The sequence below is a fragment of the Bradyrhizobium sp. SRS-191 genome, from assembly GCF_024586915.1.
Classification (GTDB): Bacteria; Pseudomonadota; Alphaproteobacteria; order Rhizobiales; family Xanthobacteraceae; genus Bradyrhizobium.
In genome coordinates this window covers 321,530-334,265 of record NZ_JANBVS010000007.1, presented here as the reverse complement: position 1 = coordinate 334,265, position 12,736 = coordinate 321,530, and the positions used below count along the sequence as shown (strand labels likewise).

At 66.6% G+C, this 12,736-nt stretch carries 12 protein-coding genes; 4 read left to right on the top strand and 8 right to left on the bottom strand.

Going from position 1 to position 12,736, the window contains the following annotated elements:
- The first annotated feature begins 135 nt into the window (after positions 1-135).
- Complete coding sequence (locus NLR35_RS15820; protein ID WP_257167479.1) at positions 136-987, top strand: MJ0042-type zinc finger domain-containing protein; 852 nt, start codon at positions 136-138, stop codon at positions 985-987.
- 54 nt (positions 988-1,041) lie between these two features.
- Positions 1,042-1,422, top strand: coding sequence for a response regulator (locus tag NLR35_RS15815; RefSeq protein ID WP_257167443.1), 381 nt, complete (start codon positions 1,042-1,044; stop codon positions 1,420-1,422).
- A gap of 1,080 nt (positions 1,423-2,502) precedes the next feature.
- On the opposite strand, the gene NLR35_RS15810 is transcribed toward NLR35_RS15815, so the two are convergent.
- From NLR35_RS15810 to NLR35_RS15780, 7 genes are all read right to left on the bottom strand, one after another.
- Positions 2,503-3,672 carry a mandelate racemase/muconate lactonizing enzyme family protein gene (locus NLR35_RS15810; RefSeq protein ID WP_257167442.1) on the bottom strand — a complete coding sequence of 390 codons (1,170 nt, stop codon included), beginning with the start codon at positions 3,670-3,672 and terminating at the stop codon, positions 2,503-2,505.
- Between the two features lie 35 nt (positions 3,673-3,707).
- Positions 3,708-4,412, bottom strand: a complete 705-nt coding sequence (locus tag NLR35_RS15805) for an SDR family NAD(P)-dependent oxidoreductase (RefSeq protein WP_257167441.1) — start codon at positions 4,410-4,412, stop codon at positions 3,708-3,710.
- The gene (locus tag NLR35_RS15800) at positions 4,409-5,476 is read right to left on the bottom strand and encodes an ABC transporter substrate-binding protein (RefSeq protein WP_257167440.1); all 1,068 of its coding nucleotides are present in this window, start codon (positions 5,474-5,476) and stop codon (positions 4,409-4,411) included. Before NLR35_RS15800 ends, NLR35_RS15805 begins: the two co-directional genes overlap by 4 nt.
- Positions 5,477-5,493: 17 nt before the next feature.
- Positions 5,494-6,333, bottom strand: coding sequence for an ABC transporter permease (locus NLR35_RS15795; protein ID WP_257167439.1), 840 nt, complete (start codon positions 6,331-6,333; stop codon positions 5,494-5,496).
- Positions 6,326-7,153 (bottom strand): ABC transporter ATP-binding protein, encoded by an 828-nt coding sequence (locus tag NLR35_RS15790; RefSeq protein ID WP_257167438.1) that lies wholly within the window; start codon positions 7,151-7,153, stop codon positions 6,326-6,328. The genes NLR35_RS15795 and NLR35_RS15790 overlap by 8 nt, the downstream gene beginning before the upstream one ends.
- A gap of 78 nt (positions 7,154-7,231) precedes the next feature.
- Positions 7,232-8,176, bottom strand: a complete 945-nt coding sequence (locus NLR35_RS15785; RefSeq protein ID WP_257167437.1) for a dihydrodipicolinate synthase family protein — start codon at positions 8,174-8,176, stop codon at positions 7,232-7,234.
- Positions 8,177-8,204: 28 nt separating this feature from the next.
- A complete protein-coding gene (locus NLR35_RS15780) occupies positions 8,205-9,020 on the bottom strand; it encodes an IclR family transcriptional regulator (RefSeq protein WP_257167436.1) in 816 nt (271 codons plus the stop codon).
- 233 nt (positions 9,021-9,253) lie between these two features.
- On the opposite strand from NLR35_RS15780, the gene greA reads away from it, so the two are divergent.
- The gene (greA, locus tag NLR35_RS15775; RefSeq protein ID WP_257167435.1) at positions 9,254-9,736 is read left to right on the top strand and encodes a transcription elongation factor GreA; all 483 of its coding nucleotides are present in this window, start codon (positions 9,254-9,256) and stop codon (positions 9,734-9,736) included.
- Positions 9,737-9,765: 29 nt separating this feature from the next.
- Entirely contained in the window at positions 9,766-10,227 is a 462-nt protein-coding gene (locus NLR35_RS15770) for a metallophosphoesterase family protein (RefSeq protein ID WP_257167434.1), read from the top strand.
- Between the two features lie 48 nt (positions 10,228-10,275).
- Here the strand turns inward: NLR35_RS15770 and NLR35_RS15765 are convergent, their stop codons facing one another.
- Positions 10,276-12,624: a phosphocholine-specific phospholipase C gene (locus NLR35_RS15765; RefSeq protein WP_257167433.1), complete on the bottom strand. Its 2,349-nt coding sequence runs from the start codon at positions 12,622-12,624 to the stop codon at positions 10,276-10,278.
- Positions 12,625-12,736: the final 112 nt, after the last annotated feature.

Genomic DNA, 12,736 nt, shown 5'->3' with positions numbered 1-12,736 from the left:
CGTTATGGTTTCCGGTTCGTTAATGGTTGCCATGTACCAATGGCGCGATTGCGTTCCGACGTTCGTCAACATGGCGGTCCTTGTAGCACGAACTCTCGGAAACAAAGCGGCAATGCCCGTTGGAGACCTGGCGCGATGTTCATCGTTTGCCCCCATTGTGCGACATCTTACGCCATCGACCCGGCAACCCTGGGTATGGCCGGCCGCAGCGTACGCTGTTCCCGTTGCAAGGAGGTCTGGCTGGCGCGACCGGAGGACGCGGTCGAGGCTCCGGCCCCGATCCCGGAAATGGCCGAAGCCGGCGCGGCATCGGCGCCGCGCGACGCCGCCGACGAATGGGAGGCCCTCGCCCGCGAGGAGCCCGACGAGCAGCCCGAGGTGGAAAGTCCGTCGATCGCCGCCGGCTGGCCCGAGGATGCCGTTGCCGAGGAGCCCGACGATGCCCAGCCCGATGCCGAGGCTCCGGCGCAGGGCCGGCTCGCTCGCCTCAAAGGCCTCGCCAAATTCGTCAAGCGTCCGGCCTTGCCGGACTTCCCAGGCAGGAAGGTGTTCGGCCTGCCCGCGCTGACGGCCGCGATGGCGGCGCTCACGGTCGCGCTCGTGGTGTGGCGCGCCGACGTCGTCAAGCTGATGCCGCAGACCGCCTCGTTCTACAAACTGGTCGGGCTGGAGGTAAATCTGCGCGGAGCCGCCTTCAAGGACGTGAAGCTGGCCACCGAAACCGTCGACGGCAAGCCGGTGCTGGTGATCGAAGGCACGATCGTGAGCACCACCAAGAAGGCGGTCGACCTGCCGCGGCTGCGATTCAGCGTGCGAGATGCACAGGGCACCGAGATCTACGCCTGGAACACCCTGCTCGAGCAGCCCGTGCTCAAGCCCGGCGAGCGCATCGCATTCAAGTCGCGCCTCGCCTCGCCCCCTCCCGAAGGCCGCAATATCGATATACGGTTCTTCAACCGGCGCGATCTCGCTGCCGGCAGTGCATGATGGTTCCGGTCTCGTGGGTCGCCCGCGGGGCCCACGACACGGAGAGACGATGACATGTCGCGCGTGCTGATCGCCGACGATGAAGATTCGATGCGGACGCTGGTCGCCCGCGCGATTGCAATGGACGGCCACGAGATCGTCACCGCTCAGGACGGCGCCGAAGCGCTCGACATCCTCACGCGCGAGAACGGCGCCTTCGACCTGCTGTTGACCGACATCCAGATGCCGATCATGGACGGCATCGCGCTGGCGCTGTCGGCCGCGCGCGACTTTCCCGACCTGATCATCCTGCTGATGACCGGCTTCGCGCATCAGCGCGAGCGGGCGTCGAACTTGAATGCGATCGCGCATGACGTGATCACCAAGCCGTTCTCGGTGGCCGACATCCGCACCGCCGTCGCCGATGCGCTGGCCTCGAAGGCGGCGAAAGCGTAGGACGCCTGCGGTTTGGGCGCGACTGCAAGGCGCTGGATGGATCTCGCATAGGCGATCGACTGATAGCTGCGATCCGCGGTGTCGCTCCACTCTCAGTTGTCGTCCCTGCGAACGCAGGGACCCATAACCACCGACGGCTATTGAGACAGAACGCTGGCCCTCCATCATACGCAACAATGTCTCCCTGGGGTTATGGGTCCCGGGTCGGCGCCACGTCGTCGCTTCGCGCCGTCGCGGCTTGCCCGGGACGACAGCGGTGTTTGACGCGAGGACAGCGGATCAGCCGACATGCATCATCGTTCCCGCGGCATCTCACGCCCGAGCTGTGCTGATCGTCATCGCCCTCAGAAGTCGGAGGGCGCAGGGAATGCCGGGTGCTGGCCGCAACCCATGGCCCGCCTGCGAAAGAAAATGCAGACGGCAGGTACCACAGGTTCAGCCGACATTCCGGCATTCCCTGCGCGATGGGCTTAACGCTTACTTCGTGCTCTCGCCGGGGACCGGCTTGATTGCCCCCGTCGCCAACGCAGCACCAAGGCGCTTGCGCCGGCTTGACCTCGGCACCGGGAGGTCAGGACCACACGACTTCACGTCCGCAAGCTGCCGTTCGTCCGCGTCGCAAGCTACGCTGCTGCATCTCGCGGCCATCGCCTCCCCGCCTCGCGTGTCGTGACGATCGCGCGCAACGGCCCTCCGAGTGAGGCGGGATGCACGGAAATGTGGATGTGATTTGCCCGACGAGGCAAGGCTGCATCCATGCGACAAACTGACTCGACGGGCAGTTGGCGCAGGGCTGTTATGAGCGAATTGCCCGTCGGGCATATGCGCATGAGGCGCCTGGATTGCTTCGTCGCTCCGCTCCTCGCAATGACGGAGAGGTTGATATGCGCCGCCCTCTCCGCCGTCATTGCGAGCGCAGCGAAGCGATCCAGGAGTCACGACCCGTGTCGGCTGTGGCTGGGCGAGATGGAGCGGCCAGCGTGCCTCGAACGTCTCCCTGGGGTTATGGGTCCCGGATCGGCGCGCGCGTGCCGCGCGCTTGTCCGTGACGACAGCGAGGTCGTGGGTGGAGCTTGCGCCTCACGCGCTGAGCGCGCGCATCTCCGCGTACAGATCCGACTTGCCTTCGAAGCCGATGCCGGGGAGATCGGGCATGGTGATGTGGCCATCGACCACCTTCACGCCGTCGGGGAAGCCGCCATAGGGCTGGAACAGGTCCGGATAGCTCTCATTGCCGCCGAGGCCGAGGCCAGCGGCGATGTTGAGCGACATCTGGTGGCCGCCATGGGGGATGCAGCGTGACGGCGACCAGCCGTAGGTCTCGAGCACGTCGAGCGTGCGCAGATATTCGCACAGGCCATAGGACAGCGCGCAGTCGAACTGCAGCCAATCGCGGTCGGGGCGCATGCCGCCATAGCGGATTAGGTTGCGGGCGTCCTGGTGGCTGAACAGGTTCTCGCCGGTCGCCATCGGGCCGGGATAGTAGTCGGCGAGCGTCGCCTGCAGATGATAGTCCAGCGGATCGCCCGCCTCCTCGTACCAGAACAGCGGATAGTCGCGCAGCATCTTGGCGTAGGCGATCGCGGTCTCCAGATCGAAGCGCCCATTGGCGTCGACGGCGAGCCGGTTGTTCGGGCCGATCTCCTCCAGCACCGCCTCGATGCGCTGGCGGTCCTCGTCGATCGGCGCGCCGCCGATCTTCATCTTCACGACGTTGTAGCCGCGCTCGAGATAGCCGCGCATCTCCCGGCGCAGGGCCGAGAGGTCCTTGCCGGGATAGTAGTAGCCGCCTGCGGCGTAGACGAAGACGCGCGGATCGGCCGTGCGGTCGTGACGCTCGGCGAGCAGGCGGAACAGCGGCTTGTCGGCGATCTTGGCGACCGCGTCCCAGATCGCCATGTCGAGCGTACCGACCGCGACCGAGCGCTCGCCATGGCCGCCCGGCTTCTCGTTGATCATCATCGCCGCCCAGGCCTTGTCCGGGTCGATGTTGTCCTTGGTTGCGTCGAGCAGCGAGGCCGGATCGGCCTCCAGCAGGCGCGCGCGAAATCGCTCGCGGATCAGGCCGCCCTGGCCGTAGCGGCCGTTGGAGTTGAAGCCGTAGCCGACGACGGGGCGGCCGTTGCGCTCGACATTGGTGATCACGGCGACGAGGCTCGACGTCATCTTGGTGAAGTCGATATAGGCGTTGCGGATCGGCGATGAGATCGGCTTCGTCACCTCGCGGACGTCGACGATGCGAACGGTCATTTAGTCTTCTCCTGGTCGTGGTCGCGCGCGCTGCCCTAGAGCGAGGCGCCTGCGCAGATGGTGATGGTCTGTCCGGTGATCGCACCCGCCTCTGGCGACAGCAGGAAGGCGGTGAGCGCGGCGACTTCCGCGGGGTCGACGAAGCGGCCCATCGGCGGCAGCACCGGCGCGGTGCCGGCGCGGCTGGGATCGCGCAGGAACGGCGTGTCGGTGGCCGCCGGTGCGATGACGTTGACGGTGATGCGGCGCGGCGCGAGCTCGATTGCCCAGGAGCGCGCGAGGCCCGTCAATGCGGCCTTGGTCGCAGCATATTGGCTGCGTCCCGCGGCGCCATTGGCGGTACGGCTGCCGATCAGCACGATGCGGCCGCCCTCGCCCATGCGAGGCGCCAGCGCATTGGCCAGGGCCTCGGCAGCGCCGACATGGACGCGCCACATGCCCTCGCTGTTGTCCGGCGCGAGCTCGCCGAGACAACCGACACGCATGTAGCCGGCGGCGTGAACCAGCGCGGTCGCCGCGCCGATGTCGGCCAGGCCCGCGAGCAGCGCGTGCGGCTCGGCGAGATCAGCTGGCAGACCCTGAAAGCCCTCGTGCGAGATGGCGGACGGCGCGCGATCGACGCCGGTCACGCGCCAACCGCCGGTCAGCAGCCGCTCCGCGATGGCGCGGCCGATGCCGGAGCTGGTTCCGGTCACCACCGCGTGGCCACCGGAATGGCTGTTATGATCCGCCGCCGTCATCCCTTGTACGCAGCCGCCTCGGCCTTGACCTTCACCGCATCGAAATTGTTTATCTTGTCGATCAGCTCATTGGTGTAGAGCGCAGCATAGTCCTTGATGTCCAGCCCGTTCATCGCAGCCTCGGTGCGGAACTCCTGCTCGTTGATCGCGCCCATCTTCGTATCGGCATAAGGCGGCGTGTACAGCTTGATGCGGCGGCTGATCGACTGCAGCACGGCTTTCACGGCTTCATCCTCGCTGGCGCCACGCGGCGCCGTCTCGGGGTAGAGCTTGAGGAACGCCCGCGCGCCGGCGGCAGGATTGGCGAGCAGGAACTGCGAGGCCTTGCAGACCGAACGGCCGAAGCCGATCAGGAGATCCCTCTCCTTCTCGAATGTCGCGGGCATCGCCATCAGGAACTGGCCGCCGACCATCGGAAGCGTGGTCGGGCGCGGCAGATAGGTCAGCGCGATGCCAGCAGCCTCGATCTGGCCGAAGCCCGTGTCGAAATAAGCGAGCGCATCGATCACGCCGCGCTGCAGGGCGACGCCGGCCGGCGTGCCGTTGCCGACGGCGACGAAGCTCACATCCTTCTCCGGATCGAGCCCAAGCGCCTTCAACACGTTCTTGGTCACCGGATATTCTGTGGCCCCGAAGTCGGAGACGCCGATCTTCTTGCCCTTCAGATCCGTGTAGCTCTTGAGCGCCGAGCCGGGCGGCACGGCGATGTCCCATTTGTACGGGTAGGTATACTGATAGAACATTTTCGCGCCGCTCCATTCGCCCTTGGCGAGCAGCGGCAGCGCGGTCGAGGGCACGCCGACCCCGATCGCCACCGTGCCGCGATCGGTCGCGACCTGCACATTGGCGTTGGTGCCGAGCGCCTGGACATCGAGCGAGAAGCCTTCCTCGGCGTTGTAGCCGAGCGCCTCACCGATCACGCAATTGATCACCGTGGCGTTGAGCGCCTTCAGTCCGACGCCGAAACGGATCTTCTTTGCGTCCGCGGCCATCAGGATCGACGGAGCACCGCTCATCAGCAGCGCGCCGGCGCTGCTCTTCAGGAATGATCTGCGCGAAACCATGTTCGTTCCTCCCGTTCTTATTTCTTTCGATTGGCGCCCCAGTGCACGACCTTGGCCTCGCACCAGCGCACGATTCCGTGCAGCACGATGCCGAGGACGCCGAGGATGATCAGCGCCGCGAACACGCCGGCAACATCCGACACCGCCTGCGCCTGGGTGATGACAACACCCATGCCGCGCTGCGCGCCGAGGAATTCGGCGACGATCGCGCCGAGCAGCGCGTACACCACCGCCATGTCGAGGCCGGCGAAGATGAAGGGCGCGGCGTTGGGCAGCTTGACGATGCGATAGGTCTCGAAGCGCGAGGCTGAGAGCGAGCGCATCAGGTCGATACGCTCGGGCTCGACGGCGCGCAGGCCCGTAAAACTGTTGATCAGCACGGGGAAGAACGACAGCAGTGCCGAGATCGCGATCTTCGAACCGTCGCCGAAGCCGAACCAGATCACGATCAAGGGCGCGATCGCCACCTTGGGCAGGCTCTGCAGCGCGAAGGCATAGGGCATGACCAGACGCTCGATCGCCTCGATCTCCGCCATCAGCGAGCCGATGATCAGACCGAGGCCGACGCCGATGGCGCAGCCCATGGCGGCGTTGCTGAGCGTGCTCCACAGCGGCAAGTAATAGCCGAGCGGGCTGGCCGGGCTGACGGCAAGCCCGGACCACAGCGCGCGGACGACCGCTTCCGGCTTCGGCAGGATGTAGGACGGAATGTTCAGGAGATTGACGGCAGCGATCCAGCTCAGGATCAGCACGGCAAGACCGATCCAGGCGATCGGCGAACCGAGGCTGATGCGGCGGCTGGGCTTTGTCGGCTTCGGGGTCATGGCGGGCGCAGCAATGTTGGCGAGATCAGTCATGGCCATGCTCCTGGGCGTTCAGCAGCCCGCGGACGTCCTTGGCCAGTCGCGCGTAGTCCGGATGCAGCACGATGTCGTCGAACGTCCTCGGCCGCGGGATCGGCACGGCGAGATCGGCGAGGATGCGGCCGGGGCGCGCCGACATCACGATCACGCGGTCGGCCAGGAAGATGGCCTCCGAGATGGAGTGGGTGATCAAGAGGATGGTCTTGCGGTTCTCCTGCCAGATCCGTTGCAGCTCGAGGTTCAGCCGCTCGCGCGTCAGCGCATCGAGCGCGCCGAACGGCTCGTCCATCAGCAGAATCTCGGGATCGCGCGCCAGCGCGCGGCAAATGCCGGCGCGCTGCTGCATGCCGCCGGACAGCTCATAAGGATATTTGTCGCCGAAGTCGCCGAGGCCGGTGACCGCGAGCAGGCGCTCGATGCGGTCGCCGGCCGGCGCATGCCTGCCGCCGACGCGCAAGGGCAACCCGACATTGTCGCGCACCGTCATCCATGGCAGCAGATTGGCGGCCTGGAACACGACACCGACCTTGCGCGAGGGGCCGGCGACTTTCTCGCCGTCGAGCAGCAGCCGGCCCTCACTATAGCCGTCGAGACCGGCGAGCAGACGCAGCAAGGTGCTCTTGCCGCAGCCGGAGGGGCCGACGACGCAGACGAACTCGCCCGGCTTGATGTCGAGCGAGATCCGGCTCAGCGCATGCACCGCCGCGCCCGAGGCCGAGACGTAGGTCTTCGACACCTGGTCGATCGCGATCAGCACATCGTTCGGCGCTATCGCGGCGCGCTGGGGCGCGTTGTCGACATCCATCATCAGCATGAGCGTCCACCCGGATTGTTATTCGTTGATTGCCAGAGACGGCAGCCGGGCCGAGCCCGGCCGCCGGTTGGGCCAAGCTCAGGCCGCAGCCTGCACCGTCAGTCCGGCCGCAGCCACCGCGGCGCGGATCGCGGCCATCTCCTCGGCGCTCGGCGCATGCGTCGGCGGACGCACGGTGGCGTCGCGGATGACGCCGGCGACCTGCATCGCGGCCTTCATGCGACCATGCGCCTCGCCGGTCGGCTCGCCCGCGCCATACACCGCGTCCTTCAGCGGATCGATCATCGCCTGCAGCTTCATCGCCAGCTTCAGATCGCCGGCGTTGACCGCGGCATACAGGTCGTAGATCAGGTCGGGAATGAGCGAGGCGAAGCCGACCAGCGCGCCGTCGACGCCTTGCACCATCGAGGCCAGCAGATATTCGTCGTGGCAGGTCAGCAGCGCCTTGTGCGGCGCCGCTGCGCGGATGGCCTTGAGGTCGCGGGCGTATTTGTTCATCTCGCGGGTGCCGATCTTGAACGCCTGGACGTGATCGAGGCGGGCGAGCTCGGCGAGCAGCTCCGAGGAGAACGAGGCCCTGGTCCAAGCGGGATAGACGTGAACGATCAGCGGCAGCTTGGTGGCCTCGCCGATCGCATTGAAGTAGTCGAGGCAGTGCTCGCGCTTGAAGCCGAAGCGCAGCCAGTGATGCGGCGGCATGATGTCGAGCGCGGTGGCGCCGGCCTCCTTGGCCATCAGCGCGTGCTCGATGCCGTCCTTGATGCCTTCGCAGACGACGGAGGAGATGGTCGGGCAGATCCCGGTCAGCGCCTTGGCGACGATGCGGGTCACTTCGGCGCGCTCCTTCGCGGTGAGGCTGAACACCTCGCCGGTGTGGCCATTGGTCATGATGCCGACGATGCCGCGGCGCTTGCCGAGCCAGGCCGCGTAACGCGTCAGCTCGGCCTCGTCGATCGAATGGTCGGCGTTGAAGGGGACGGCGATCGCCGGGATGATCCCCTTGAAGTTGGTCATGACGCTCATGTCGGTCTCCTGGTGGTCAGCTCTGGTGTCATCGGTTGGAAACGTTGGCGGTGGCGCCGCCCATGGCTTCGAGCGCGCGCGACAGCTGCGCGGCTGCGCGCAGCAACGGCGCGACGCCCATGCGCTCGAACGCCTCGGCTGACATGCGCATGGTCGGCGCGGCGACGCTGATCGCGGCGAGCGGCACGCCGTCGCGGTCGACGACGGGCGCGGCAAGCACGCACAGGCCGGGCGCATTTTCCTGGTTGGAGAGCGCGTAGCCGGCGGCCTTCACCTGGCGCAGGCGCTGCAGCAGCGCATCGAGATCGGTGATCGTGGTCTCCGTGCGCTTGATGCGCGGCTGCGCGTCGAGCACCTCGATCTGCGTTTCCACGGGGAGCAGCGCGAGCAGCGCTTGGCCGACGGCGGTGGAATAAACCGGCGCGCGGCTGCCGATACGAACGTCGACGCCGAGCCGGACGAGGCCGGCCTGGATGCGCTCGACATAGACGATGTCGCTGCCGTCGAGCACCGCGAGCGATGCGGCCTCGTTCATCTCGCCGACCAGGCTGCGCAGAATCGGGCGGGCCTGGTCGCGCAGCTCGGAGCGCGCGATCGCGTTGAAGCCGAGGTCGAGGCATTTCAGCGTCAGGCGGAAGCGCCTGGAGTCGCCGACCTTCTCGACATAGCCGAGCATCACCAGCGTGTTGAGCAGGCGGAACGTGGTGCCCTTGTCGAGCCCGGTGCGGCGCGCGACGTCGGCGAGCACCAATTCGGGCTCCTCGCTGGTGAAGGCATTCAGCACCTGAAAGCCCTTGGCCAGCGACTGCACGACGCTCTTGGCGGCCTTGTTGTCCTCGTCCACGGGGAGGCTCCGACGTTTCCTGCTTGACGCCCGTCTCGATGCGGGCATTTTCGACTTGCTAATGTTCGGATTGCGAACTATAGTTCGTATATTCAAGCGATGTTGCCGACGCCTGTCAAGGGGCGCGCGGCTGCGTGTGCGCCGGTCACAGATGGCGGCTTGAAATTCGCCCCTCCCGCATGATCTCTCCCCGATGCGCCCGCGCATTCGGCGGCGCTTTGCAGGAGACCGGATTGAGCGTTGCATTCACCAAGGAAGAGAGCGCCGAGACGGCCGCAGAGACGATGCTGCCGGATCGCCCGGTCTCGCCGCATCCCAATCTCGTCACCGAAGCGGGCCTGAAGGCGCTCGAGGATCAGCTGCATCAGGCGCAAGCGGCCTACGAGGCCGCGCAGGCGATCGAGGACGTCAACGAGCGCCGCCGGGAGCAGGCGTTGCCGCTGCGCGACGCGCGCTATTTCGCGAGCCGGCTGCGGACCGCGCAGGTGATGCCCCCGCCCTCCTCGACCGAAACCATCGCGTTCGGCAGTACGGTGACGTTCAAGCGCGGCGACGGCCGCGTGCAGACCTATCGCATCGTCGGCGAGGACGAAGCTGACCCGAAGCTCGGCATGATCTCCCACGTCGCGCCGGTCGCGCGGCTGTTGATGGGCAAGGCGGTCGGCGACGTGGTCGAGGCGTCGGGCCAGGAACTGGAAATCCTGACGATCGCTTGATGACTCGACGCATCAAGTGAGCTGCCATCATGCGCATCGGCATCATCTCGGACACGCACGGCCTGCTACGCCCGGAAGCGGAGCAACATCTCGCCGGCGCCGATCACATCATCCACGCCGGCGACATCGGTCGTTCCGAGATCATCGACCGTCTGCGCCTGATCGCACCGGTCACCGCGATCCGCGGCAACATCGACACCGCGGATTGGGCGAAGGCCTATCCTGCGACCGAGACCGTCATGCTCGGCGGAAGATGCTTCCACGTGGTGCATGACGTCCACGATATCGCGGTCGATCCGGTCGCTTCGGGCATCGACATGGTCATCTCCGGCCACTCGCATCGCGCCCGCATCGAGACACGCGATGGCGTGCACTACTTGAACCCCGGCAGCGCGGGACCGCGTCGCTTCAGGCTGCCGATCACACTGGCGACGCTCGATATCGCCTCAGGCAGCCTGTCGCCCGTGATCCACGATCTCGGCAGCGGCTGAACGCGAAAGGGCGCCCGTCGGGCGCCCTCCGCAATCATGGCTCCTGAATCAGAAGCGGTCGGCGAGCGCCATGCCGGGGTCGCTGAACGAGGGGCGGCCGGTCTCGATGTGGCCGGCGACGCGCCTGTAGAAGCTGTCGTCGGTGTCGCTGGTGACGACGAAGTCGTACCACAGGCCCGACTTGCGCAGATGCCAGTAGAGCTCGCCGTGGCGGCCGGGCGCGGAGACCTTGACGTTCCACGACGTCGACGGGCCGCCATGGCTCGGGCCGGGGAAGAAGCTCGGCGCACCGAAGCCGAAGCCCGGCGCATCGAAGTCGGGCGCGGGACGGAAGCCCGGCACGGCACCGAAGCCGACCGGATGCACGTCGGGCCGCGGGCCGAAGCCCGGGCACATCGGCTCGAGCGCGGCCGAGACCGACGCGGTAACGGCCTGCAGCGGTCCGTAGATCTCGTTGGACTTCACCGCAAAATTCACGCGGCCCTGGCCGTCGTTGCGCAGCTGCATGTGCAGGCCGCCCTCGAAGATGTTGTAGCCGACGAAGATCTCGGGATTGGCCGCATGCGCCTGGCTGACCTTGTCGAGATCGCCCTTGAAGTGGCGATGGAAGCCGTTCGGGCCGAGCACCCAGAGATCGTAGAGCCCGTCCTGGCCGACGCTCCATTCGTCGTCCAGCATCTTGCCGGCCTCGACGGTGTAGCGGCGCGGAATGAGATCGAGGTGCTGCTTGTCGTAGACGTGGAAGACGGCGCCGGCGAAGCCGGTGTTGGCGAACAGGAGCTTCACCTTGCCCGCGGCGGCGTCGACCTTCGCGGTGGCGTGCAGGATGTAGGGCAGCGGACGCGAATAGCGCGCGCCGCTCTCCTGGTAGAGCGGCTGCGGCGTTGCCGGCGCGACCGGTGCGGGCAAGGTCTTCTGATGCGCATCCGAGGCCTGCCAGTTGCTCTGGTCGGGCAGCTCCGGGAAGCGCGGATCGTTGGGGCTGGCGAAATCGAACGCCGAGGTGAGATCGCCGGAGACCGCGCGGTGCCACGGGCTGATGGCCTCGACCTTGATGCCGAAGCGCTTCTCCAGGAAGCGGCCGACCGAGGTGTGGTCGAACACTTGCGAGTTGACCCAGCCACCCTTGCTCCAGGGCGACACCACATACATCGGCACACGCGCGGACAGGCCCCACGGACGGATGTTACCGCTGATCGTGTCCGTCGCGGTCAGCACGCTGCCGACAGTGTTGGAGAAATACTCGCCGTCGAGCGGCAAGGTCGCCTTGCCCATCAGCCTGCCGTTGATGTCGTAGGACGGCACGGCTGGCGCCGGCAGATGATCGAAGAAGCCGTCGTTCTCGTCGAAGGTGAGGAAGAAGACGGTCTGGCTCCAGACCTCGGGATTGGCCGTCAGCGCTTCCAGCACCTGGTCGGTGAAATTGCCGGCGCGGGTCGGGCTGCCGCCGCCGGGATGCTCGGAGTTCGCCTGCGTCGGCAGGATCCACGACACCTGCGGCAGGGTTCCGGCCATGACGTCGGCCTTCAGCCGGTCGAGATAGTCCGGGCCGCCGGTCAGGCCGTGCACGTAGTTCGGATCGTTCGGCTGCGCGTGGCGGAAGCTGGAGAACGCGAGACAGCCGTGCATCGCGCCGGTCCAGTTGTCGTTCATATCCTGATAGATGTGCCAGCTGACGCCGGCCTTGTTCAGGAGATCCGGCAGCGTGTCCCAGTTGAAATCGCTGCCGACATATTTGTAAGTCGCCTGCGGCTGCGGCTGGCCGGCCACCCATTTGGACGGGTTGGGCCAGCAGCGCAGGTTGTTCGGCTCGGAATCGTTGGTGGTCGAGTTGACGCCCTGCGCGCGCAGCGCGGGATTGAAGTTTGAGCCGGACCAGAACACGATGCGGTTCGGATCGGTGCCCGTGGTGATCGAGGCGTGATAGGCGTCGCAGATCGTGAACGCCTCGGCGAGCGCGAACTGGAACGGGATGTCGTCGCGGCCGAAATAGCCCATCGCGTAAGCCGTCTTGTACTTCGGCCAATAGCCCATCTTGCCTTGATTCCACGCCGCCTGGCTGTCGCCGAAGGAATGCGGCGTGCCGTAGCCGACCAGCGCGTTGGAGGTCGTGGAGTCGCGGTGGTAGGGAGGGATTTCGCGCGTGCCGTCGGACTGGAACCAGACCGGCTTGCCGCTCTCGAGCGGGATCGGGAAGCGGTCGCCGAAGCCGCGCACGCCGCGCAGCGTGCCGAAGTAATGGTCGAACGAGCGGTTCTCCTGCATCAGGATGACGATGTGCTTGACGTCCTGAATGGTGCCGGTCCGGCGCCGCGCCGGAATGGCCAATGCCTGGCGGATGCTGGCGAAGGCAGCCGCCGCCGTGGCGCCTGCGAGAAAGTCGCGACGTGTTGTCATGATGTTTCGGCCTTCTGAAATCCTGGAGAGGAATTCGGCGGCGGCCGGGCAACGACCTCCGCCAGGGAACGGCCGACGGGGTAACAGGGCGACTTGACGCCGCTGTGAAATA